The organism is Micromonospora sp. CPCC 206060 (assembly GCF_036906895.1).
Classification (GTDB): Bacteria; Actinomycetota; Actinomycetes; order Mycobacteriales; family Micromonosporaceae; genus Micromonospora.
On sequence record NZ_JBAKHU010000017.1, the window covers coordinates 1 to 24365 of the forward strand.

General features: G+C 70.8%; 20 protein-coding genes. 12 read left to right on the forward strand and 8 right to left on the reverse strand.

The annotated features are described in order from the left end of the window. The 3 genes from V6U90_RS13785 to V6U90_RS13795 all read right to left on the reverse strand — a co-directional run. The coding region (locus V6U90_RS13785; protein ID WP_334435382.1) for a S8 family peptidase at positions 1-1770 on the reverse strand (1770 nt) is incomplete at its 3' end. A gap of 132 nt (positions 1771-1902) precedes the next feature. Then, positions 1903-3177, reverse strand: a complete 1275-nt coding sequence (gabT, locus tag V6U90_RS13790; protein WP_334435385.1) for a 4-aminobutyrate--2-oxoglutarate transaminase — start codon at positions 3175-3177, stop codon at positions 1903-1905. A gap of 60 nt (positions 3178-3237) precedes the next feature. Then, positions 3238-4674 carry a gamma-aminobutyraldehyde dehydrogenase gene (locus V6U90_RS13795; RefSeq protein WP_334435388.1) on the reverse strand — a complete coding sequence of 479 codons (1437 nt, stop codon included), beginning with the start codon at positions 4672-4674 and terminating at the stop codon, positions 3238-3240. A gap of 140 nt (positions 4675-4814) precedes the next feature. Between V6U90_RS13795 and V6U90_RS13800 the strand changes: the two genes are divergently transcribed. Continuing rightward, positions 4815-6254 (forward strand): aldehyde dehydrogenase family protein, encoded by a 1440-nt coding sequence (locus V6U90_RS13800; protein WP_334435390.1) that lies wholly within the window; start codon positions 4815-4817, stop codon positions 6252-6254. A 62-nt stretch (positions 6255-6316) separates the two neighbouring features. On the opposite strand, the gene V6U90_RS13805 is transcribed toward V6U90_RS13800, so the two are convergent. Next, positions 6317-7543 (reverse strand): SUKH-3 domain-containing protein, encoded by a 1227-nt coding sequence (locus V6U90_RS13805; protein WP_334435392.1) that lies wholly within the window; start codon positions 7541-7543, stop codon positions 6317-6319. 82 nt (positions 7544-7625) lie between these two features. Here V6U90_RS13805 and V6U90_RS13810 point away from each other — a divergent pair, with 82 nt between their 5' ends. Next, positions 7626-8063, forward strand: coding sequence for a YbaB/EbfC family nucleoid-associated protein (locus V6U90_RS13810; protein ID WP_334435394.1), 438 nt, complete (start codon positions 7626-7628; stop codon positions 8061-8063). Between the two features lie 339 nt (positions 8064-8402). Beyond that, positions 8403-11456 carry a toxin glutamine deamidase domain-containing protein gene (locus V6U90_RS13815; protein ID WP_334435397.1) on the forward strand — a complete coding sequence of 1018 codons (3054 nt, stop codon included), beginning with the start codon at positions 8403-8405 and terminating at the stop codon, positions 11454-11456. Between the two features lie 328 nt (positions 11457-11784). On the opposite strand, the gene V6U90_RS13820 is transcribed toward V6U90_RS13815, so the two are convergent. Beyond that, positions 11785-12585, reverse strand: coding sequence for a S1 family peptidase (locus V6U90_RS13820; RefSeq protein WP_334435399.1), 801 nt, complete (start codon positions 12583-12585; stop codon positions 11785-11787). 220 nt (positions 12586-12805) lie between these two features. Here V6U90_RS13820 and nfi point away from each other — a divergent pair, with 220 nt between their 5' ends. From nfi to ahcY, 8 genes are all read left to right on the forward strand, one after another. Further along, the gene (gene nfi / locus V6U90_RS13825) at positions 12806-13453 is read left to right on the forward strand and encodes a deoxyribonuclease V (protein WP_334435401.1); all 648 of its coding nucleotides are present in this window, start codon (positions 12806-12808) and stop codon (positions 13451-13453) included. A gap of 271 nt (positions 13454-13724) precedes the next feature. Continuing rightward, positions 13725-14666 carry a hypothetical protein gene (locus tag V6U90_RS13830; RefSeq protein WP_334435403.1) on the forward strand — a complete coding sequence of 314 codons (942 nt, stop codon included), beginning with the start codon at positions 13725-13727 and terminating at the stop codon, positions 14664-14666. A gap of 160 nt (positions 14667-14826) precedes the next feature. Continuing rightward, the gene (locus V6U90_RS13835; RefSeq protein WP_334435405.1) at positions 14827-16212 is read left to right on the forward strand and encodes a phosphomannomutase/phosphoglucomutase; all 1386 of its coding nucleotides are present in this window, start codon (positions 14827-14829) and stop codon (positions 16210-16212) included. Between the two features lie 60 nt (positions 16213-16272). Next, on the forward strand, positions 16273-16458 hold the full coding sequence (locus V6U90_RS13840; RefSeq protein WP_334435408.1) for a Trm112 family protein: 186 nt from the start codon (positions 16273-16275) through the stop codon (positions 16456-16458). After that, a complete protein-coding gene (locus tag V6U90_RS13845; protein ID WP_442933585.1) occupies positions 16458-17651 on the forward strand; it encodes an SIS domain-containing protein in 1194 nt (397 codons plus the stop codon). The genes V6U90_RS13840 and V6U90_RS13845 overlap by 1 nt, the downstream gene beginning before the upstream one ends. 70 nt (positions 17652-17721) lie before the next feature. Further along, positions 17722-18735: a cation diffusion facilitator family transporter gene (locus tag V6U90_RS13850; RefSeq protein WP_334435413.1), complete on the forward strand. Its 1014-nt coding sequence runs from the start codon at positions 17722-17724 to the stop codon at positions 18733-18735. Between the two features lie 2 nt (positions 18736-18737). Next, on the forward strand, positions 18738-19910 hold the full coding sequence (gene manA, locus V6U90_RS13855; RefSeq protein ID WP_334435415.1) for a mannose-6-phosphate isomerase, class I: 1173 nt from the start codon (positions 18738-18740) through the stop codon (positions 19908-19910). Positions 19911-20269: 359 nt separating this feature from the next. Next, positions 20270-21769 (forward strand): adenosylhomocysteinase, encoded by a 1500-nt coding sequence (gene ahcY, locus V6U90_RS13860; protein WP_334435418.1) that lies wholly within the window; start codon positions 20270-20272, stop codon positions 21767-21769. 141 nt (positions 21770-21910) lie between these two features. On the opposite strand, the gene V6U90_RS13865 is transcribed toward ahcY, so the two are convergent. From V6U90_RS13865 to V6U90_RS13875, 3 genes are read right to left on the reverse strand one after another with little or no spacing between them, the layout of a single operon-like run. After that, entirely contained in the window at positions 21911-22069 is a 159-nt protein-coding gene (locus V6U90_RS13865) for a hypothetical protein (RefSeq protein WP_334435419.1), read from the reverse strand. Then, positions 22066-22950, reverse strand: a complete 885-nt coding sequence (locus tag V6U90_RS13870) for a tetratricopeptide repeat protein (RefSeq protein WP_334435421.1) — start codon at positions 22948-22950, stop codon at positions 22066-22068. Before V6U90_RS13870 ends, V6U90_RS13865 begins: the two co-directional genes overlap by 4 nt. After that, complete coding sequence (locus tag V6U90_RS13875; RefSeq protein WP_334435424.1) at positions 22938-23384, reverse strand: hypothetical protein; 447 nt, start codon at positions 23382-23384, stop codon at positions 22938-22940. The genes V6U90_RS13870 and V6U90_RS13875 overlap by 13 nt, the downstream gene beginning before the upstream one ends. Before the next feature lie 253 nt (positions 23385-23637). On the opposite strand from V6U90_RS13875, the gene mtrA reads away from it, so the two are divergent. Beyond that, positions 23638-24327 carry an MtrAB system response regulator MtrA gene (gene mtrA / locus V6U90_RS13880; RefSeq protein WP_334435427.1) on the forward strand — a complete coding sequence of 230 codons (690 nt, stop codon included), beginning with the start codon at positions 23638-23640 and terminating at the stop codon, positions 24325-24327. Positions 24328-24365: the final 38 nt, after the last annotated feature.

Genomic DNA, 24365 nt, shown 5'->3' on the forward strand with positions numbered 1-24365 from the left:
GTTGACCGTGTACGTCTGGTTGATGTTGTCGGCCGAGCCGCCGGTCCGGTTGTGCAGCGCGTACGCCGTGCCGTCCGGGGCGATCAGGCTGACCACCAGGTCACCGATGTAGGTGTGCACGATGTCCACCGCGACGGTGCTGCCCGTACCGGCGTTACCGGCGCAGCCGGAGATGGTGATCGAGCTCTGCACCGTGCTGTTGTCGGCGATGGTCGCGTCGGTGCCGTTGGTCTGCGAGCAGCCGGGCGGCCCGTTGACGGTCAGCGTGTACGACGTGGTCTGGGTGGTCACGCCGCCGACGCCGGTGATCGTCACCTGGTACGTGCCCGGGGCGGTCGCCGAGGTGGTGGCGATGGTCAGCGCCGACGAGGCGCCGGAGCTGACCGAGGACGGGCTGAAGCTGGCGGTCGCCCCGCTGGGCAGGCCGCTGGCGGAGAGCGCGACGGTCTGCGGGCTGCCGACCGTGGTAGCGGTGCTGACCGTGGCGGTGACCGAGCTGCCCGGGTTCACCGAACCGGAGGTCGGGGCGACCGCGATCGAGAAGTCCTGGGTCGGCGGGGTGATGTTGCCGACGTAGAGCAGCTTGTTCGGCGAGCCGGTGCCGGGGCTGGTGACCACGCCGCTGGTGGCGTCGTTGACCAGCTTGTCGCGGACCTGCTGCGGGGTGTACGACGGGCTGGCCGCGAGGACCAGGGCCGCCGCGCCGACCACGTGCGGGGTCGCCATCGACGTACCGCTGATGGTGTTGGTCGCGGTGTCGTTGGTGTTCCACGCCGAGGTGATCGACGAGCCCGGGGCGAAGATGTCCAGGCAGGTACCGATGTTGGAGAAGGACGACCGGGCGTCGGTGTTGGTGGTCGAGCCGACGGTGATCGCGTTCGGGGTGCTGGCCGGGGACTTGGTGCAGGCGTCCGTGCCGGTCTCGTTGCCGGCCGCGACGCCGTAGCTGACGCCGTCGGCGATCGAGCGGGTGACGGCGTCGTTGGTGGCCTGGTCGAAGCCGCCGCCGAGGCTCATGTTGGCGACCGCCGGCTCACCCGGGTCGTGGTCCCCGGTGACCCAGTCGATGCCCGCGATGACCTGGGCGTAGGTGCCGCTGCCGCCGCAGTCCAGGACCCGGACACCGACCAGGGTGACACCCTTGGCGATGCCGTACGCGGTGCCGCCGACGGTGCCGGCGACGTGGGTGCCGTGGCCGTTGCAGTCGTCCGCGGTGCCGCCGTCGATGGCGTCGAAGCCGCTCACCGCCCGGCCACCGAAGTCACTGTGGCTGAACCGGACACCGGTGTCGATGATGTACGCCCGGACACCGGAGCCGGTGTTCGGGTACGTGTAGGAGTTGTTCAGCGGCAGGGCACGCTGGTCACTGCGGTCCAGGCCCCACGAGGGGGTGGGGGACTGGGTGCCGCTGATGCTGACCGTGTGGTTCTGCTGGACGTACCGGACCGACGGGTCGGCGGCGAGCCGCCGGGCCTGGGCCTCGCTGAGCTTCGCCTCGAAGCCGAGCAGGGCGTTGGAGTAGGTCCGGGCCACCGACCCACCGTGCCGCCCGGCGAGGTCGCGGGCCTTGCCGGCGACGCCGGTCCGGCCCACGGTGTCCTTGAACACGACGATGTACGACTCGGTGACGGCGGTGGCACCGCCGGCCTGGAGGATCTGCCCCTCGGCGGGGGCTGCCGTCGCTGGTGAACCGAAAGCCACCGCCGCGGCCACCGCGGTCGTCGCCACGCCGAGGCGCCAGCGACGTCTGTGGGAGGGTGAAGATGCCATTCGAGCGTCCCCTTCCGATGCGCGATCGGCCCGCTCATGGCGGGCCGATCGACAAACGCTGATCGATGAGGAGATGCTAGATGAACATTATTCAAATGTAGAGATGTATCTATCAAGTTGTTGACTGGGCAGTCAGTCGAAGGCGGCGGCCAGGATGTCCAGGCCACGCTCCAGCTCGTCGTCCGAGATCACCAACGGCGGCAGGAAGCGCAGCACGTTGCCGTACGTCCCGCAGGTCAGGGTGAGCAGACCGGCGCTGTGACAGGCCGCCGACACCGCCGCCGTACCCACCGGATCCGGGGTCACTGTGCCCGGCTGCACCAGCTCCACCGCGAGCATCGCGCCCCGCCCCCGTACCTCGGCGACCCGGCCACCGGACCGTTCGGCGATGGCCCGCAGCCGGGGCACCAGCACCGACTCGATCCGCCGGGCGGCGGCGACCAGGTCCAGCTCGTGCATCGTCTCGATGCTCGCCAACGCCGCCGCGCAGGCGATCGGGTTACCGCCGTACGTGCCGCCGAGGCCGCCGGCGTGCACCGCGTCCATCAACTCGGCCCGCCCGGTCACCGCAGCCAGCGGCAGACCACCGGCGATCCCCTTGGCCAGGGCGACCAGATCTGGCTCGACCCGCTCGTGGTCACAGGCGAACCAGTCCCCGGTCCGACAGAACCCGGTCTGGATCTCGTCGGCGATGAACACCACATCGGCCGCCGTCGCCCACTCGCGCAGCGCCGGCAGGAAGCCGGGCGCGGGTACCACGAAACCGCCCTCGCCCTGGATCGGCTCGATCAGCAGCGCGGCCACGTTCTCCGCGCCGACCTGCTTCTCCACCGTCTCGACCGCCCGGGCCGCCGCCTCCGCGCCCGACAGGCCGCCGTCGCGCAGCGGGTACGACATCGGCACCCGGTAGACCTCACCGGCGAACGGCCCGAACCGGTGCTTGTACGGCATGTTCTTCGCGGTCAACGCCATGGTCAGGTTCGTTCGGCCGTGGTACGCGTGGTCGAAGACCACCACCGCCGGGCGGCCGGTCGCGTGCCGGGCGATCTTGACCGCGTTCTCCACCGCCTCGGCACCGGAGTTGAACAACGCGGAGCGCTTCTCGAAGCCACCCGGGGTGAGCGCGTTCAACCGCTCGCAGACCGCCACGTACGACTCGTACGGGGCGACCATGAAACAGGTGTGGGTGAACCGTTCGACCTGGGCGCGGACCGCCTCGACCACCCTCGGGGCCGAGTTGCCGACGTTGGTCACCGCGATACCGGCGGCGAAGTCGATCCACTCCCGCCCCTCGACGTCGGTGACCGTCCCACCCGAGGCGTGGTCGACGTAGGAGTTGATGACACTCCCGACACCCCGGGCCACCGCAGCCCCACGCCGCTTGTGCAGCTCCTCCGAAGACATCACGGCAACTCCCTGGTTCGCGACTGCGGGGCTCGCAAGCTCACTCCTCGCGCTCACGGTGGTTCAGCCCTCGATGTTGTGCATGACGTGCTTGACCCGGGTGTAGTCCTCCAGGCTGTACATCGACAGGTCCTTGCCGTGCCCGGAGTGCTTGAACCCGCCGTGCGGCATCTCCGAGACGAACGGGATGTGGGTGTTCACCCAGACGCAGCCGAAGTCCAACCGCCGGGTCATCCGCATCGCCCGACCGTGGTCGGAGGTCCAGACCGACGCGGACAGGCCGTACTCCACGCCGTTGGCCCAGCGCACCGCCTCGTCCTCGTCGGAGAACCGCTGGACCGTGATGACCGGTCCGAACACCTCGTCCTGGATGATCTCGTCGGCCTGACGCACCCCGGAGACCACCGTCGGGGCGTAGAAGAAACCACGCTCACCGACCCGCGAACCGCCGGTGTGCACGTTTGCGTGGTCCGGCAGCCGGTCCACGAACCCGCGTACCCGGGCGAGCTGGTTGGCGTTGTTCAGCGGGCCGTAGAGCACGTCCGCGTCGTCCGGGGCGCCGGTCCTCGTGTTCCGCGCCTGCTCGGTCAGGGCCGCGACGAAGTCGTCGTACACGCCCGGCCCGGTCAGCACCCGGGTCGCCGCCGTGCAGTCCTGCCCGGCATTGAAGTAGCCACCCACGGCGATCGCCTCGGCGGCCTTTGCGATGTCCGCGTCGTCGAAGATCACCACCGGGGCCTTGCCGCCCAACTCCAGGTGCGTCCGCTTCAGGTCGGGCGCGGCAGCCGCCGCGACCTCCATGCCCGCCCGGGTCGAGCCGGTGATCGACACCAGCTGCGGGGTCCGGTGGGCGACCAGGGCACGACCGGTGTCCCGGTCACCGCAGACCACGTTGAACACGCCCGGCGGGAAGAACTCGGCGGCGATCTCGGCCAGCAGCAGCGTCGAGACCGGGGTGGTGTCCGACGGCTTGAGCACCACCGTGTTGCCGGCCGCCAGCGCCGGGGCGATCTTCCAGACCGCCATCATCAGCGGGTAGTTCCACGGGGTGACCTGGGCGCACACCCCGATCGGCTCGCGCCGCACGTACGACGTGTGCCCGGCCAGGTACTCCCCGGCCGAGCGCCCCTCCAGCACCCGCGCCGCACCCGCGAAGAACCGCAGCTCGTCCACGGCCGGCGGCAGCTCCTCCTCGGCGGTGAGCTGCCGAGGCTTGCCGGTGTTACGTACCTCCGCGTCGACCAGTTCGGCCGCGCGTGCCTCCACCGCGTCGGCGAACTTCAGCAGTGCCCGCTGCCGCTCCGCCGGGGTGGCGTCCCGCCACGTCTCGAAGGCGGTCGCGGCAGCCCGCATGGCCGCATCCACATCGGCCGCCCCGGAGACCGGCGCCTGGGCGAACACCTCACCCGTGCACGGGTCAACGAGATCCGCGTAACCGCCATCGACCGGGTCGACATACTCGCCGTTGACGAAGTTGCGCAGCTTCTGCTGGTCGCTCATGACTGATCTCCGAGAGTGGCCGAGGGTGACGTGTGCGGCGGTAATCGCAGTCTTGCTGCCATCTTGGCCACTGAATTCGCGGCAGACAAGGGTTGAGGCGACTGTTTCCGTGAGATGGCCTGGTCGTTTAGGCTGCCCGAGTGGAGCCCAGAGCGTTCTTTGTCGCCGGCCGACCCGAGCACGGCGAGGGTGAGCTGACCGTGCACCACCCGTACGACGGGCACCCGGTCGGACGTACCAGCCATGCCACGCCCGACCAGGTCGAAGCCGCCGTCGCGGCAGCGGCCGGGGTGGCGGCGGAGGCCGCGGCCCTGCCCGCCCACGCGCGGGCCGCCGCCCTCGACCACGTCTCCCGCCGGCTCGCCGAACGCGCCGAGGAGATCGCCCGACTGATCACCGCCGAGAACGGCAAACCGGTCAAGTGGGCGCGGGCCGAGGTCAGCCGGGCCGTCTCCACGTTCCGCTGGGCCGCCGAGGAGGCCCGCCGCTTCTCCGGCGAGCTGCAACGCCTCGACACCGACCCGACCGCCACCGGGCGGACCGCCCTGGTCCGCCGGGCGCCCAAGGGCCCGGTGCTCGGCATCGCCCCGTTCAACTTCCCGCTCAACCTGGTCGCCCACAAGGTCGCCCCGGCCATCGCCGTCGGCGCCCCGATCATCGTCAAGCCGGCCCCGGCCACCCCGCTCTCCGCGCTGCTCCTCGGCGAACTGCTCGCTGAGACGGCCCTGCCGGCCGGGATGTTCTCCGTGCTGCCGCTACCCAACGAGCGCGCCGCCGAACTGGTCGCCGACCCCCGGCTGCCGGTCGTCTCCTTCACCGGCAGCGGCCCGGTCGGCGCCGCCATCCGGCGCGCCGTACCCGAGAAACACGTCACCCTGGAACTGGGCGGCAACGCCGCCGCACTGATCTGCGAGGACTGGTCGTCGGACGAGGACCTGACCTTCGCCGCGCACCGGATCGCCACCTTCGCCAACTACCAGGCCGGGCAGAGCTGCATCGCCGTGCAGCGGGTGTACGTGCACGAATGGCTCTACGACGGGTTCCTGCCCCGGCTGGTCGCGGCGGTCGGGGCGCTGCGGACCGGTGACCCGACCGACGAGCACACCGACGTCGGCCCACTGATCAGTGAGGCGGCTGCCCAGCGGGTCGAGCAGTGGGTCGACGAGGCGGTCGTTGCCGGCGCCACGCTGAACGTCGGCGGCCGGCGGGACGGCACCAGCTACCCGCCGACCGTGCTCACCGGGGTACCGGCCGACGCGAAGGTCTGCGCCGAGGAGGTCTTCGGGCCGGTGCTGGTGGTCGCCCCGGTCACCGACGACCGGGCCGGGTTCGCCGCGATCAACGACTCCGCGTACGGCCTCCAGGCCGGGGTGTTCACCCACCGGGTGGACGTCGCCTTCGCCGCCCACCGGGTCCTCGACGTCGGCGGCGTGATCATCGGCGACGTGCCGTCGTACCGGGCCGACCAGATGCCGTACGGCGGCGTCAAGGGCAGCGGTGTCGGCCGGGAGGGCCTACGCAGCGCCATGGACGACTACACCGACCCGAGAGTCATGGTGTTCACCGCCCTGGAGTTGTAAGGAAGGGCCCCCTATTAACGTTTTCGGTAGAGGAAGGGCCCCTTGTTAACGCCCTTCGGCGGTCACCAGGTGCCGTCGTCGCGTACCCGGGCGGGCGCCCTGCCGAGTAGGAGAGTGGTCAGCGCGGCGTCGATGTCGGCGCCGAGGAACCACTCACCGGCCTGGTCGAGGGCGAAGACCCGCCCGTGCTCGTCGACAGCGAGGATGCTCTCCTGTTGCTCCGAGCCGATCGGGAAGAGCCGTACACCCAGCAGCCTGCCGAAGTCGGCAAGGGTGTCAGCGCTGTGCGCAGCCGAAGCCGGCCTGATGTCGAAGCGGGAGATCCATACCTCCTCGCCCGGCCCCCGCCGACCGCCGGCTAGCCCGGGGAACTTTGTCAGTGCCAGTTCCGCTGCTGGGAAGGGTGTGAGGGTGGGCAAGACTTCATTAGCTCTTCTGATGGCTGCATGGGCATAAACCTCATCAGTGAATGAGTCTGGTTGCCAGCCTGCTGCTACTAGTGCGTTGCTGACCTCGGGTGGGAACCGGCCAGGTTGCGGCGATGGCTGCGGATCGGGCCGCCATTCCCGGGTGAACGCCAACTCTGACCAGGGGAGCAGCCCGAAGTGGACCAAAGCGTTGAGGCACGAGTCGCAGGGCCGCTCTGCCCGACCACCCGCCGGATCTCCGGGCTCGCGGATCCGGAAGATCTCCAGACGGGCCTCTTCGAACAGGCCCACCACATCGACCATGTCCGCAGGCGGTTGACCGTCGGCGGCTCGCTGCTGGTCCTCGGCATGTAGTGCATCGGAAACCACGATCAGTTCGGCGTGTCGTTCGCCGCCGCGTACCAGCCTGCCGGGTGGTAACTCGTCCAGATAGGCCCGGACGAGAGGGTGATGCCGTAGCTCCACCTCACCCTTGGCGCCGTTGGCAATGTGTAGACGGCCTTCGACAGTCAGATGCGCGGCGGTGCCGGGGGTGGCTGCCCTCCGTACGCTGCGGAGCAGTTGTTCGGCCGGGTCCACGGTCCGCGGGAACACCGGGCGGGCGGTGCGATCCTCCCGGTAGAGGCGCTCGACCACCGGGGCGGGTAGCCGTGGCCAGTTGGAGACCTCCCCGGTCTCCTTGTCGACGACCGCATGGGGTAGGTCGCCCGGCGTCGTGGTCATCGTCGGGGGCACGGTGGAGGTAATGAGATAGCCGAGGTCGAACTCGTGCACCACCGGCGTGCACGGGCGACCGAGGCGCAATGAGTCACGTCGAGCCCAGACGGTCGCGATTTCCTCAGCTTCCTGTCGGCTGATCACCTACCGGAAGCTACCTGACCCCCACGCGTCGGTGGCGCCCGGTATGGTCTGCCGTACCGAAAGTGACGGCGGGGAGGCGGCGGTGACGGAAAGCGCCGACCGAGATGTCAACCAGCGTCTGCGGGAGCGATTCGCGGAGGTGCATAGCCAATACCGGCAGCTCCGGTCCGGATTGGACGAGTTGCAGGAGAAACTCGCCGCGCTCCGTCTCACCGAAAGGTCCGCTGACGGTCTGGTGACCGTCGTTGTCGGGCCCCGGGGGCAGGTCATCAGTGTGACGCTCGATGCGGCGGTGCAGCGCGAACGTGATGTGGATCGACTTGGCCGGACCATCACCGAGACGATCCACGGCGCCACGACGGCCGCGACAGAAGCTACGCAGCGGCTGGTGGCCGCCTACCTTCCAGCCGGCTCGGGTGCACTCGACTACCTGAGGGACGGCAACTTCGGTTCCCTGCTCCGGCGCAGCGACGCCGTACTGGGCGGAGACACGGACGGAGATACGGAGCGAAATGGCTGACGGCGAGTTGTGGCTCGACCGGGCTCGTGCCCATCGTGCAGGATCGGAGTTGGCGTCAGGCGGCCGAGCTATAGGTGCCGGACGCAGGAAACTGGGCGAAGAGATTGCGGCAGCGAGCGCCCAACGTCCGTGGGGCAGGGACGACATCGGATCGGCCTTCGACCAGAAGTACCGCGAGTTTGAAACGACATTTCTACAGGGGTGGCAGCGCCTGGGTAGCTACGTCGATCGGCTTGGAAACGATGTGGTCCAGGCGGTACGGGCCAGCACCGAGACCGATGCCGCCAATGCGGGGCGGATTCAACGGACCGCTCGTCCCCGCTGATCGGTACGGCTTCCATGACCATCCTGCCCAGTCCCATCCCGCATCCCTTGGACTACTCGCCCTGGGACCTGCCTGGTTGGATCTACGAAGCGCTCGAGTGGGTCATCGGCGTCGAGTGGCCCGAGGGTAACGAGAAGGCGGTGTGGGACCTCGCTGACCAGTGGTTCTCGGTCGCTGCCACGTTTGCTGGTCCGCGTGACGACGTCATCGCCGCTGCCAATGAGGTGCGTGCGGCATACGGTCACACCGGTGTGGTGTACACCGCCTTCGAAACCGCTTGGCGCAAGGTCGCCGAGGGCGATGAGGCGCCGCTGTACGCGTTGGCCACGATCAGCCATGAGATGGGCAGGCTGGTCCAGGAGTGTGGCTGTGACATCGAGGCAGCGAAGATCGAGGTCTGGATCCAGCTGGGCATCCTCGTCGTGGAACTACTCGCTTTGGCGGTCGCGGTCGCGTTGACCGCCGGTGCGGCATCGCCTGCTGCTGCGGCGGCTATGGCAGCCACCCGAGCCGTCATCCAGCAGATCTTCAAACGACTGATCGGTCAGCTCGCCCGGAAATCCCTCCGCCACGGGCTCAAGGAAGCTGGCGAGAAGGCGGCCCGCCAACTCGCCGAGGGAGGGATGAAAGGACTGGCGGCCCGGGCCGGTGTCGAAGGACTGAAGGAAGCGGGCGAGGAGGTCGGTATCGATCTCGCAATCCAGGGCTACCAGAACAGCACGGGTCGTCGTGACGGCCTGGACCTCGACTCAGTTGGCAGATCGGCGTTGGGTGGCTTCGTGGGTGGAGCTGGGGCCTCTCTCGCCGGGCTGGGGCCACACGCGATGGGACGCCGGGCCCAGATCGCCGAGGGCCTCGGCCGCAGCATGGCTGGTGAGGTACTCGCCGACAACCTGGCGAGTCTGGCAACAGGTGGCGGCCTGACTTCGTTCGAGGACAGCGCCCGGGCCGCGACGTCCGGTCTCAGCGCCTCGGCCGTCAGCCAGAGCGACGCCGCGCTGCATACCAAGCTCGACGGACGGCTTGACGCCCTTGCCGGTACGCCCTCAGTGCCGGCAGATCTGCCAGGTCGGGCACCGGCGGAGGCGGGTACCCCGGTGGGCCCTTCCTCGCCTGTGGTGGCGGGAACCCCATCAGTGGCCGAAAGCGCCGACGAGGCTCGACTGATCGGTGAAGAGCCATCTGGTGAGCGGACCAGGCCGGTTCAGCCGGAGTGGGCGGCGGACCGCTCCGCGCTGGTACCCGAGAACTCGCCGGAAGCTTCACCTCATCCGGGCCGGGGTGGCCCTGCGGATCTGCCGGCCACCGCACCAGCGTCCGTCGTGAACCACCCAGCTTCGGCGGAGCATCCAGACGCCGTACCTGCTCCGACGCTGTCGTTGAATGGCCTGGGCCCCGCTGACGTGGATTCGGTGACACCGGCAACCGACACGGGAGGGTCGCCCGAGCCAACTGCCAGGGGCTCGTCCGGAATCGGTCTGTCTGCCGCACCTACCAGCCTCACGTCCCCGATATCGGGTAGCGCCGTCCTTCCCGTTACGCCCGTGCCGTCTGATCCATCCGTGCCAGCAGTCGGTAGCCAACCTGACACCCGCACGGTTTCTCTCACTGGCACCGGTAGTGCCCTGCCGGGGGCACCACTCCCGCCGCCGAATCCTCGTTTTCCTCTGCTTGAGGCCTTGGGAAACGGCACCCCTACGCCTAACCCGCAGCCCGCTACAGCCGATGCGACCGGCCCGGATCAGGTCGGTCCTCCGGCACCACGCACCCCTGAGTGGTACGACATCAGGCGAGTAGCGAATCGGGAGGGTGTTGACCGTAGACGCTACCGCGGATATCTCCGTGCAGAGCGGCAGCGCTATGAGGTAAATCGAAGGGCGGACGAGGCCGAGCGGCTAAGAGTGCTTGCTGAACAAGGCGAACAACGCGGTCGAGAAGCCATCATTCGCGGACGTGTGCTTGATGCAGATGGCGAGACCGATCTTGCCGACCGTTGGTTTCAGATCAGTCGTCGGGAGTTGCGGACGGCGTACGCGTTGCAGGATCTTGCTGAGGCGGTGCTCGCGGGATCGGTCGTGCCCGACGTGGTCGAGATCGACGACGACGGTGACTTCGCGCGGATCAACGACGACGCGGGTGACCTGGTCGACGGTCCGGTCCGTACCGGCAACCGTTCGGCGCTGACCGGATCCGACGATCCACCGCCGATCGAGCGCAGTCGGCGGTACGGCGAGCGGGGTGGCCTGCGCCGTCCGTTGGCGCTGCATCAGACCGACCTGGAGCGGCATATCCCGCTCGATCCGGACGGGAACCCGGTCCGCACCCCGGATCCCCGGCAGGGGAGCTGGTTCCGGTTGGCCAACGACGGTGGCCCGCGGGCCGATCCGGCCCGCTCGATCAACTGCCTGGACTGCACGTTGTCGCTCTACGAGACCTGGGTGCACGGTCGGCCCCGGGTTTCCGCGCCACGCACCTTCGACGGCTACTGGAACGGCGATGTCCGGCAGCCGGTCGACGGTGAGGCTGGCGGGCCGGCACGGGTGGAGGAGATCACCGGTGGCGTGTTCCAGCAGCTCTGTCCGCTTGACGATAACCTGTCGGCGGTGGCTGCACGGCAGGCGGTCGGCCGGGGGTTCGCCGATCTCCGGGACAAGCTGCTCGCCGAGGGACACGGTTCGTACGCCTTCCTGGTGACCACCTGGGAGCAGGGCGGCTCGCATGCCTGGGTGGCGCTCAACCAGGGTGGCACGGTGCTCTATCTCGACCCGCAGAGCGGCCAGGTGCGGGCGGACCTGCCACTCTACGGTCACCGCGGCGTGCCGCACGGCGGGAACGTCACCTCCATCGACGCCTTGGTGCTCGGTGCGGACGGGCGGCCGGCGCCGTTGGCGGACCGGCCTCCGGGCGGCTTCAGCGCCCGCCGGGAGCAGACCGAAGAGACAACCGACGGGTACGACGAAACGTACGTCAACCGGATCGACCTACTTGACGGTCCGGTTTCCGGCCGTACCGTCGGTGGGACGCTCCCCTCCCGTTTGCCGGGCGTGCCGGGCCGCGACGGCACGTGATCCGTGGGAGGCGGAGCGGCGGATTCTCGCGGGGCTGAGCACGGACCGCCGTGCCGAACCGGAGGAGGCGGTCGGCCGCGTCGCATCACGCCCGCCGAGTTTCCCGAGCAGCTCAGTAACCTCGTCCAGATTTTTACGGTGGGAGTCCGTCGACCGTGCTGGCCGACAACAGCAGGGCGGCCTCGGGAAATGTGCCGGGTGGGGACCTGGGATTCTGTTTTCTGGCGACTCGACATGGTTGACGCGGTCCGGGGACCGGTGGGACGGGACGCTGCCCGCCGGTACCGGTCCCCGGTTCTGCCGCTATCGGTTACGACGCGGTGCGGGCTCAGCCGCCGAGGCTCGCGGCGGCCGAGGCGATCGCCGGGGCGAAGTAGCTGACCTGGGTGTAGACACCCGGGTAGCCGGCGCGGGCGCAGCCGTAACCCCAGCTCACGATGCCGACCTGGACCCAGGCGCCGGCCGAGTTCCGCCGGAACATCGGACCACCCGAGTCGCCCTGGCAGGTGTCCACACCACCGCTGCTGTAGCCGGCGCAGATCTCCTCAGCGGGGATCAGGTCGCCGCCGTACGAGGCGTTGCAGCTGCTGTCGCTGACGAACGGCACGTTCGCCTTCATCAGGTACCGGGACTGGGCACCGCCCTCGCGGGTGGCTCCCCAACCGGCGACGGTGAAGGTGCCGCTGTCGTACGCGGTGCTGGTGGTGATCGGCAGGGTGGCCAGGCTGGTGACCGGGGTGGCGAGGCGGATCAGCGCCCAGTCCTTGCCCGACCCGTTGTAGCCGGGCGCCCGGTACACGTAGTTGGACCGGACGGTGATCCGACCGGTCGTCGACTGGAGGTCGACGACGCCCAGGGTCGCGGTGATGCTGGTGTTGGTGCCCGTGCTGCCCACGCAGTGCGCGGCGGTCAGCACCAGGGTCGGGCTGTAGAGCGAGCCGCCGCAGCCCATGGAGAGCCGGACCATGAACGGGAACTCGCCGAGGGCGGCACGGGTGCCACCGACGACGTACGGGCTGACGTCGCCGGTGGGTTCGGCGGCGGCCGGTGCGGTCAGGGTGAAGCTGCTGACGGTTACCGCGGTCAGCGCGGTGGCCATCAGGCCGAGCATCTTGCGCCAGCGATTCATCGGGCCTCCCGACTGGAGGGTGGGCGGAATTCCGCCCACCGATCACGATGACGGGAGCCTATCCATCGATGAGTTCCTATGGAGTGTCCGGCTGCATCCTGTTTGTGTCATACCGTCGGATGTAAACGGTCTGGAGGGCCGTGCCCCGGGTGCTGTGGTGCAACGTGTTAATAAGGGGCCCTTCCTCTACCGAAAACGATAAGAAGGGGCCCTTCCTTACATGCATGTTGAGGAGGCGGAGGCGATCCAGGAGCGGCTACGGGCCGAGGTCGACCTGACCGGGCCGGGACCGGCCGAGCCCGCCACGGTGGCCGGCCTGGACGTGGCGTACGCCGAGGACGGTGAGCGCCTCGCGGCGGCGGTGACCGTGCTGGACGCCCGTACCCTCGCGGTGGTCGACTCGGCGGTGGTCACCGGCCGCCCGGCGTTCCCGTACGTCCCGGGGCTGTTCGCGTTCCGGGAGTTGCCGGCGCTGGAGGCGGCGCTGGACCGGCTGACCGTCCGGCCCGAGGTGCTGGTCTGTGACGGGCACGGGTTGGCCCACCCGCGGCGCTTCGGGCTTGCCTGTCATCTGGGCGTGGTCACCGGGCTGCCGGCGCTGGGGGTGGGGAAGACCCCGCTGGTCGGCACCTGGGAGCCCCCGGCACCGGACCGGGGATCGTGGACCGAGCTGCGGGACGGCCCGGAGACCGTCGGCCGGGTGCTGCGGACCCAGACGGGGGTGAAGCCGGTCTTCGTCTCGGTCGGTCACCGGATCAGCCTGGACAACGCGTCGTCCCTGGTGCTCCGGCTGGCCCCGACGTACCGGCTGCCGGAGACCACCCGGCAGGCGGACCGGATGTGCCGGGCCGCGCTCGCCGGCCGGTGACTCCAGCCGGTGGCAGCCGGTTGGGAGAGGGTCCGGTCATGGGCCGGCGGGCGCAGGTGCGGGTGGACTCCGGCTGGGGACGATCAAGAGGTAACGGCCGGAGGGTACGTCGGGGTGGGCGACAGCCGCCCGGACCCGGTGGGTTCGCGCTGTCCACGTCCGGCCTCGGGACGTGGTCGTCGGACAGCCGGTGCGTCACGTGGCCGGACGGGAACCGGAGATGGTAGTAGCCTGTCCGCCGACCTACCCGGATAGACGCAGTGAGGTGGACATGTCGGTACGTGGCGGTGCGGTACGGTTCGCGGCCGGTGCCGCGCTCGTGGCCGGACTGCTGGCCACCGGCGCGGCACCGGCCCTGGCTGAGGGGGATTCCGTGCGGGTCCGGGCGGCCAGCAGTTTCACCGCCGGGGGCAGCCCCGGCGCGGTGAACCTGGGCGTGACCAAGAAGACGGACGGCTGTGTGCTGGTGCGTACCGGCCTGGCGCTGCAACTGCCCGGGGTCACCGCCCGGCAGGTGCGGGTCGAGGTCGCGTTGGCGGGACAGTGGCGGGCGATCCCGGTCTCCGGGACCGGCACGTTGACCACCGCCCGTACCGCCCCGACCAACCCGACGCTGTGCAAGGGCAAGAGCCTGTCCGTCCGGTACCGGGTGACCTTCCTGGCCGGGGCGCCGTCCGGCCGGCTGAACATCATCGGGCAGGCGATCGCCGGTACCGGGCGGACCATCGGGTACGGCGCCACCACCTCGAAGGTCGCGGGGGGCCGCGCCGTCCCGACGCCCACCCCCAGCCGGAAGCCGAGCCCGTCGCCGACCCCGTCGGTGACCGCCGAGGCGACGCCGACCGTGGCGGCGGCCGGCCCGACGAACGAGTCATCCCCGGCGGCCGCCGAGGTGCCGGCTGCGGCGCAGGCCTCGACGACCTCGGGTGGCGGCTTCGGGATCGGTACCTTCGTCATGATCTTCGGCGCCGTGATGGTCGCTATCGGGGTGGCTCTCCTGGTCTTCCTGCTGCGCCGGTCACGGGCCGAGCGGCATCCCGGAGCAGGTGCGGGAGCCGGTGTCCCGGCCGGCGCGGGCAATCCCGGCGGTACGACCTACCGGGCCGGCACCGTTCTGCCATCGGCGGGTCCGCCGCCGCACGCTGGCACCGGCACCGGCACCGGCACCGGCACCGGCGACGCGACCGCGGTCCTGCCCCGACTGCCGAACTGAGCCCGCTGGCCCCACCCGGTCGCGGCGTCCGGTGACGGTTGCCGGGTGTGCAGTCGTCCGCCTTGGCCCGGGTTGGGCGGGTGGGCTCCGATACGCTCGGGTGCGTTGACGAAGACGAGCGGCTGACGGTGTGGCCGTACTGCGGTAAGGAGCGAGATCAGTGTCTGAGCTGTCCCAGATCGTCAAGGCGTACGACGTCCGAGGGACGGTTCCCCAGCAGTGGGACGAGCGCGCCGCAGAGGCTCTCGGGGCGGCCTTTGCCCAGCTCCTCAACGGTTCCGCCGAGCGCCGGGACACGGTCGTCGTGGCGTACGACATGCGGCAGACCTCGCCCGGGCTGGCCGCCGCCTTCGCCGCCGGGGTACGCGCCGAGGGCGTCGGGGTGATCGATGTCGGACTCGGCTCCACCGACCTGCTCTACTATGCCTCCGGCATCCTCGACCTGCCCGGCGCGATGTTCACCGCCAGCCACAATCCGGCCCGCTACAACGGGATCAAGATGTGCTACCCCGGTGCCCGGCCGATCGGTCAGGACACCGGCCTGGCCGAGATCCGGGATCGGGCCCAGGCGTTGCTGGACAAGGGTGAGCCGCACCCGGCGGGCGAGCCGGTGGCGCCGATCGAGCGCCGCGACCTGCTCGCCGACTACGCGGCGCACCTACGCAACCTCGTCGACCTGCGCGGGATCCGGCCGCTGAAGGTGGTGGTCGACGCCGGCAACGGGATGGGCGGCCACACCGTACCGAGCGTGCTCGGTGACGCGGTCCTGCCGGCCCTGCCGTTGACCATCGTGCCGCTCTACTTCGAGCTGGACGGCTCCTTCCCCAACCACGAGGCCAACCCGCTCGACCCGGCCAACCTGGTCGACCTTCAGCACGCGGTCCGCGAGCACGGCGCCGACCTGGGGTTGGCGTTCGACGGCGACGCCGACCGGTGCTTCGTGGTCGACGAGCGGGGCGAGCCGGTCTCCCCGTCGGCGATCACCGCCCTGGTGGCGGTCCGCGAGCTGGCAAAGCACCCCGGTTCGACGGTCATCCACAACCTCATCACCTCCAGCGCTGTGCCGGAGATCGTCCGCGAGCACGGCGGTGAACCGGTCTGCACCCGGGTCGGGCACTCCTTCATCAAGGCGGAGATGGCCCGTACCGGTGCGGTCTTCGGCGGTGAGCACTCGGCGCACTACTACTTCCGTGACTTCTGGTTCGCCGACACCGGCATGCTGGCCGCGATGCACCTGCTCGCCGCGCTCGGCGGGCAGGACCGGCCGCTCTCCGAGCTGGCCAGCGCCTACGAGCGGTACGTCGCCTCCGGTGAGATCAACTCCACGGTCGCCGACCAGGCGGCGAAGATCGCCGAGGTCAGGGCCGCCTACCCGGAGGCGACGGCCGACGAACTGGACGGCTTGACGCTCCGCTTCGCCGACGGCGCCTGGCTCAACCTCCGCCCGTCCAACACCGAGCCTTTGCTGCGGCTCAACGTCGAGGCGCCGTCCAGGGAGCGGATGATCTCGCTACGCGACGACGTGCTCGGCCTGGTTCGCCGATAAGATCCGTGCGCCGGTCGCCACCGACGACCGGCCGACCGCATACGTGGAAGGAGCCGCGCCGTGGCCCTGGACCCGCAGTTGCTCGAGATCCTCGCCTGTCCCGACACACACCACGCCCCGCTGAACTACGACCCGGACGCGCAGACCCTGACCTGTACCGAGTGCGGTCGGATCTTCGAGGTCCGGGACGACGTGCCGGTGCTCCTGCTGGACGAGGCGCGCGGCGGATCCGGGGGGCAGGTGTGATGGAGCCGGTGGCCGGGGTCAGCGGTCGGCGTGAGGCCGAGGAGTCCCTGCTCGACGACCCGGACGCCCTGGCCGAGCTGGACCCGGGCGGCATGCTGCGGTTCACCGCCTCGGCGGGCGCCCAGGTGCGTGAGTCGGCCGCACTGGCGGCGGAGGCCAACCTCGGGGTGCTCGCCGACGAGGGCCGCCCGAGGGCGGTGGTGATCGCCGGTATCGGCACCGCCGGGCGTACCGGTGACGTGCTGGCCACGGTCGCCGGGCCGCGCTGCCCGGTCCCGGTGATCCCGCACCGCAGCGCCGGGGTTCCCGGCTGGGTGGGTGCGGCGGACGTGGTCATCGCGATCAGCGCCTCGGGTCGCAGCCCGGAGGCGCTCGGTGCGGCCGAGGCGGCAGCCCGCCGGGGTGCCCGGCTGGTGGCGATCGGCGCCCCCGACTCGCAGCTTCAGTCGGTCGCCGACCGGGTACGGGCACCGTTCATCCCGGTACCCCGCCGGGCGCCGGCCCGGGCCAGTCTCTGGGCGCTCACCGTGCCGGTTCTGCTCGCCGCCCGTACCCTCGGCCTGGTGAAGGTCAATGAGGCGGACCTGGCGGAGACCGCGGCCCGGCTGGACGCGGACGCGGACCGGTGCCGACCCACCGCCGAGTCGTTCGTGAACCCGGCGAAGTCGCTCGCGCTCGGGCTGGCCGGTTCGGTGCCGATCGTCTGGGGTTCGTCCCCGCTGGCGACGGTCGCCGCCCGGCGCTTCGGCGACACCCTGTCGGCGAACGCCCGCTACCCGGTGGTGGCGGGTGCACTCGGTGAAGCCGGGCGGGGCCGGGTCGGTCTGCTCGACGGCGTCTTCGGCGGTCTGGTCGAGTCGACCCGGGACATTTTCGCCGACCCGGACGACGACGTCTCGCCGGCGACCCGGTTGCGGCTGGTGCTGCTCCGCGACGGCGGGCTGAACGCCGAGGACGACACGGACGAGCCGCTCGCCGTCGAGGAGCGTCGGGCGGACGCGGTGCAGACCCTCGCCGAGCGGCGCGGCGTGCGCTGCGACGTGGTCACCGCCGAGGGCGGTTCGGCACTGGAGCGGCTCGCGTCGCTCGTCGCGGTACCCGACTTCGCCTCGGTCTACCTCGCCCTGGCCCACGGGCTGGACCCGATGGCCGTACCGGCCATCACCGAGATGAAGGAGCTGGCGAACCAGTGAGCACGTGCACCATCTCCGGCGGTGCCACAGCGGCGCCGCGGGCCGCCGGCCGGCGGAGCGGGGCTACCGCGTGAGCGCCAACGGCGGTACGAAGGCGATCGTCGCGGCCCTGCTGGCCAACGTCGGTATCGCGGTCACCAAGTTCGTCGCCTGGATCCTGACCGGCTCGTCGTCGATGCTGGCCGAGTCGATCCACTCGGTGGCCGACTCCGGCAACCAGGGCCTGCTGCTGCTCGGTGGCAAGCGGGCCAAGCGGGCCGCCACGCCACAGCACCCCTTCGGGTACGGCCGGGAGCGGTACGTCTACGCGTTCATCGTGTCGATTGTGCTGTTCAGTGTCGGTGGCCTGTTCGCGCTCTACGAGGCGTACCACAAGTGGTCGCACCCGGAGCCGATCACCGCCTGGCAGTGGGTACCGGTCACCGTGCTGGTGGTCGCCATCGTGATGGAGAGCTTCTCCTTCTGGACCGCCATCAAGGAGTCGAACCACGTCCGGGGCAAGGCGTCCTGGGTGCAGTTCGTCCGGCGGGCCAAGGCACCGGAGCTGCCGGTGGTGCTACTGGAGGACCTGGGTGCCCTGGTCGGTCTGGTGCTGGCTCTGATCGGTGTGGGGATGACCCTGATCACCGGCAACGGGCTCTGGGACGCCGCCGGCACCGCGATGATCGGCATTCTGCTGGTGACCATCGCCATCGTGCTGGCGATCGAGACCAAGAGCCTGCTGCTCGGTGAGGGTGCCGAGGCGCAGGACGTGGCGGTGATCGAGCGGGCCATCACCGAGGGGCCGGAGGTCGAGGGGATCATCCACATGAAGACCCTCTACCTGGGTCCGGAGGAGCTGCTGGTGGCCGCGAAGGTCGCGGTGGAGCCGGGGGAGACCGCCGAGGAGCTGGCCCGCAACATCAACGTGGTGGAGTCCCGGATCCGCGCTGCCGTCCCGGTCGCCCGGGTCATCTACCTGGAGCCGGACATCTACCGCGTGCAGGCCGCCGCAGCCGGTGGCGGGGCGGCGGCACCGGCCGCGACGCCGTCGACCGGGGACGCGGGTACGACGGATGCGGCGGCCCGGACGCACGGGAGTTGACGGTGCACCTGCTCGACGGCCCCATCCGGGGTTACGCCTGGGGCTCCCGGTCGGTGATCGCGGAGCTCCAGGGGCGTCCCACCCCCAGCGACGGCCCGGAGGCGGAGTTGTGGCTGGGTGCCCATCCGGGCGCCCCGGCCACCCTGGTTGTCGAGGACGGGCGCCGGAGCCTGCTGGAGGTGCTGACCGCCGAGCCGGGGCACTGGCTGGGGGAGCGGGTCGTCGAGCGGTTCGGCCCGCGGCTGCCGTTCCTGCTCAAGGTGCTGGCGGCGGAGGCCCCGCTGTCGTTGCAGGCCCACCCGGACGCCGACCAGGCGCGGGCCGGGTACGCGGCCGAGCAGCACGGGGCGGTCGCCCACCGCAACTATGCCGACCCGTACCACAAGCCGGAGCTGCTGGTCGCGCTCTCCCCGTTCGACGCGCTCTGCGGCTTCCGTGACCCGGTGCGCTCGGCGGAGGTGTTCGACGCCTTCGGCGTGCCCGCCCTGGCCCCGGTGGTCGACGCGCTGCGGGGCGGCGTGTCCGGCCTCTCCGACGCGGTACGGACCCTGCTGAGCTGGCCGTCGACGGAACGCGCGGGTCTGCTGGACGCCGTGCTGGCCGCCCACCTCCCGGAGCGGTACGCCCCGGACGCGGCCCTCGCCCGGGACCTGGCCGACCGGTATCCGGGTGATCCCGGGGTGCTGGTCGCCCTGCTGCTCAACCACGTCCGGCTCGCCGAGGGGGAGGCGATCTGGATGCCGGCCGGCAACCTGCACGCCTACCTGCACGGCGCCGGGGTGGAGATCATGGCGGCGAGTGACAACGTGCTGCGCGGCGGTCTGACCCCGAAGCACGTGGACGTGCCGGAGCTGCTGCGGGTGCTGCGTTTCGAGGTGCTCGACGATCCGGTGGTACGGGCGGTGCCGGTGGTTCCCGGGGTGGTGACCTGGCCGGTGCCGATCGAGGACTTCGCGCTGCACCGGGTCACCCCGGCCGATGCCACGGAACCGGTCCGGCTGGCGGTGCCGGGCCCCCGGGTGGTCTTCTGCCGGGCCGGCAAGCTCGTGCTGGACGACGGGGCAGGCGCGGTGACGCTCGGCCCGGGGCAGTCGGCGGTCGGTGCGGCGGTACCGGGCCCGTTGACGGTCACCGGCGACGGTGAGGCGTACGTCGCGACCGCCGGGCTGGGCTGAGCTGCCGCTCCTTCCGCCGGTGGTCGAGCGTGCCGGCTCTGTCAGGTGGCTGACATGGTCACGGGTTCTCCCGGCGGGTGGCGCTGGCGACCCCGCTGCGGTCCGGCTGCCGGTCGGCACCACCCCCGACATATCCGAAATCTCCGGAACGGCTTGACACTCTGTGGGCGCAGTGTGACGCTGAGGGCACGCAGCGTTATCGCGACGAGAGTCCGAGACACGCGCGGGGATCCAAACCGGGGGGATGCGCGGGGCGGCCGGCTGGTGGACGGAAAGTCCGTCCATGACCGACCGCCCCGCGCGCTGCGCCCGCCGGTAAGGTGGAGGGTCGCGCAGCAGACCGTACGACAGGAGCTTCCATGACCAGCACCCTCCCGGCACCCTCCGGTGGCGCGTCGACCGAGAATCGGCCGCACACGCTCGCCGAGGGCGATTACAAGGTGGCGGATCTGTCGCTCGCCGCGTTCGGCCGCAAGGAGATCCAGCTCGCCGAGCACGAGATGCCCGGCCTGATGGCGATTCGCCGCGAGTTCGCTGAGGCCCAGCCGCTCAACGGCGCCCGGATCACCGGCTCGCTGCACATGACCATCCAGACCGCCGTGCTCATCGAGACCCTGGTGGCACTCGGTGCCGAGGTCCGGTGGGCGTCGTGCAACATCTTCTCCACCCAGGACCACGCGGCGGCGGCCATCGTCGTCGGCCCGGAGGGGACCGCCGAGGCGCCGGCCGGCGTGCCGGTCTACGCCTGGAAGGGTGAGACCCTCGAAGAGTACTGGTGGTGCACCGAGCAGGTGCTGACCTGGCCGGACGGGCAGGGCCCCAACATGATCCTCGACGACGGTGGGGACGCCACCCTGCTGGTGCACAAGGGCGCCGAGTTCGAGGCCGCCGGGGCGGTACCGCCGGTGGAGTCCGCCGACTCGGAGGAGTTCGCCGTCATCCTCCAGCTGCTGCACCGCACCCTCGCCGAGGACGGTCAGCGCTGGACGCGGATCGCGGCCGGCATCAAGGGCGTGACCGAGGAGACCACCACCGGTGTGCACCGGCTCTACGAGATGCACCGGGCCGGCACGCTGCTCTTCCCGGCGATCAACGTCAACGACTCGGTCACCAAGAGCAAGTTCGACAACAAGTACGGTTGCCGGCACTCGCTGATCGACGGCATCAACCGGGCCACCGACGTGCTGATCGGCGGCAAGGTGGCGGTCGTGCTCGGCTACGGCGACGTGGGCAAGGGCTGCGCGGAGTCGCTGCGTGGCCAGGGCGCGCGGGTGGTCGTGACCGAGGTCGACCCGATCTGCGCCCTCCAGGCGGCGATGGACGGCTACCAGGTCGCCACGCTCGAAGACGTGGTCGAGACCGCGGACATCTTCATCACCGCGACCGGCTGCTTCGACGTCATCACCAACGAGCACATGGCCCGGATGAAGCACCAGGCCATCGTCGGCAACATCGGCCACTTCGACAACGAGATCGACATGGCCGGTCTGGCGAAGCGGTCCGACGTCAACCGGGTCAACATCAAGCCGCAGGTCGACCTCTGGCGGTTCGACGACGGCCACGCGATCATCGTGCTCTCCGAGGGCCGCCTGCTGAACCTGGGCAACGCCACCGGTCACCCGAGCTTCGTGATGTCGAACTCGTTCGCCAACCAGACGATCGCCCAGATCGAGCTGTTCACCAAGACCGAGGAGTACCCGGTCGGGGTCTACACCCTGCCCAAGCACCTCGACGAGAAGGTCGCCCGGCTGCACCTGGCCGCGCTCGGTGCCAAGCTCACCGAGCTGACCAAGGAGCAGGCGGCGTACCTCGGCGTTCCGATCGAGGGTCCGTTCAAGCCGGACCACTACCGCTACTGATTCCGTACCGCGCCGGGCCGGCTGGGCGATCCAGCCGGCCCGGCGGCTGTCCGGCCTTCGCCGGCTTGGCGGGTACGCAGCCCTCGACGGCTCCCGGCGGCCAGGAAACCGGCCAGGTCCACCTCAGGGCGGTCGGTCCGGTCAGCCGGTCCGGTCGGGGCCGCGTCGCGGGCGTACCCAGGTCCAGACACACCAGGCGAGCCAGGCGAGCGAGACCAGGGCGGCCAGCGGGCGCAGGCGCAGCGCGTTGAGGGCGAACACCAGCGCCAGCACGGCCAGCCAGGGCAGCAGTACCCTCATCCGCGCCACCGCCCGAGTACCAGCCGTCGGACGATCGGTGGGGCGACCCAGGAGTAGACACAGTAGACGGCCCAGCACAGGCCGACCGCCAGGGCTGCCGGCGCCCAGCCGAGCAGGTTCAGGGTGAGCAGCGTGCCGACCGCGATCAGCCAGGTCGGGAACACCCCGAGCCGGTAGAGCGGGCGCAACGGCAGCAGCAGTGGGTGGGCGTACACCCGGGCCTCCCGGGCGGCCTCGGCGGCTGCGGCGGCGGTCGGGTCCTGGGCGACCGCCTGACCCAGCGACCGGGAGGCGACCCCCATCCGGCCCCGTCCGGCGGCAGCCAGGCCGTGCAGCGCCAGCGCCGAGGGATGCTCGGGGTACCGGCCGAGGAACTCCCGGGCCACCTGTTCGGCGCCCCGCGTGTCATCTCTGGCGTACGCGAGCTGGTACCGGGAGGCGTAGACGGTAGGGGAGACCGGATCCACTGCGGCGGCGCGGGCGATCAGCGCCTCGGCCTTGGCGGTCTGCCCCACCAGCAGGCAGAGATCGGCGTACTGGGCGAGCAGCCAGGCGCTGTGCGGTGCGAGGGCGAGCGCGTCCAGCAGCGCCCGTTCGGCCGAGGGGTACTGCCCGAGGTGGCGCAGGGCCAGCCCGAGCCGACCGAGCAACTCGGCGTCCGGCCCCTGGCCGAGCCCGTGCCGGGCGGTGGTGGCCACCTCGGCCCAGCGGTCCAGTTCGGTCAACGCGGCGGCCCTCAGCTGGAAGGCCCGTACGGTGCCGACCTGTCCGGCCGGCAGCCGGCCCAACTCCTCCAGTGCCTGCTCGGGGCGGTTCAGGTCGAGCAGGGCGGACACCCGGTCCAGTTGCCGGTGCTCCGGGGCGGTCATCAGCCGGCCCACCCGAGCAGGATGGCGAGCAGGACGGCCTCGGTGAGCCCGCAGGCGGCGATGGCGGCGAGCCCGGGCCAGAACAGCCGCGCCGGTTCACCGCCGCGCAGCTCGTACGCCCGGAACGGCCGGTTCTGGGTGCCGCGTACCACGAGCCAGGCCAGGACGCCGGCAACCGTCCCGATGGCCCGGGCCGGGCCGCCCGTGGACGGCGCCAGGATCAGGGTGGCCACGATCCGCGCACCGAGGGCGAGTAGTCCGGTACCGAGCACGGCGAGCCGGGCCGATGGTGGCCGGCCGAGCCGGGCGGCGTTGATCAGACCGAGGGCGGTGACCGCCAGCGCGCCGCCCAGCACTGCGGGGACCAGCAGCGACTGCGGGCGCCACGGAGGCGCGCCGACCTGTGGGGTGGCGGTGATGGTGGGGGTGAGCAGGGGGTCGGGCACGTGGGTGGTCGTCCTGTCCGCTACGGGGCCTGAGCGGGATAGTGCCACAGCGCGGGCCGGCCGGACACCTCCCGGTGGTCGCCGCCGGGCCCGAGGAGGTGGCAGGTCCGTCGGGTTGGCCGGCGAACGGGACGCCGGGGACGTCCGGGCATCGTCCATCTTTGGCCGACATGTCGGGTGTGACCGGTCGGCCGGGGCAAACCGGGTGGGAGCGGGTCCCACGCATCGGATCCGGGGATGGAATATTGAACGCATGAGAGCCCGGGTACTGGTGGTTGACGACGATCCCGCGCTGGCGGAGATGCTCGGCATCGTGCTGCGGAGCGAGGGTTTCCTGCCCTCCTTCGTCGCTGACGGGGAGCGGGCGCTGGCGGCGTTCCGGGACATCCGGCCCGACATCGTGCTGCTCGACCTGATGCTGCCCGGCATGAGTGGGATCGACGTGGCCCGGGCGATCCGGGCGGAGTCCGGTGTACCGATCGTCATGTTGACCGCGAAGAGCGACACCGTCGACGTCGTACTCGGCCTGGAATCGGGCGCGGACGACTATGTGGTCAAGCCGTTCAAGCCGAAGGAACTGGTCGCGCGGATGCGGGCCCGGCTGCGGCGGGGTGAGGACGCGGCTCCCGAGATGCTGACCATCGGCCCGCCCGGCAACCAGATCACCATCGACGTGCCGGCGCACACGGTCAGCCGGAACGGTGAAGAGGTCAAGCTGACCCCCCTGGAGTTCGACCTCCTGGTGGCGCTGGCCCGCAAGCCGCGTCAGGTCTTCACCCGCGAGGTACTGCTGGAGCAGGTCTGGGGGTACCGGCACGCCGCGGACACCCGGTTGGTGAACGTGCACGTCCAGCGGCTGCGCGCCAAGATCGAGCCGGATCCGGAGCGACCCGAAATCATCCTCACCGTGCGGGGCGTGGGTTACAAGGCGGGCACGGGATAGCCTGGGGGACTGTGACCAGCCCCGACCCGCCCGCCTCC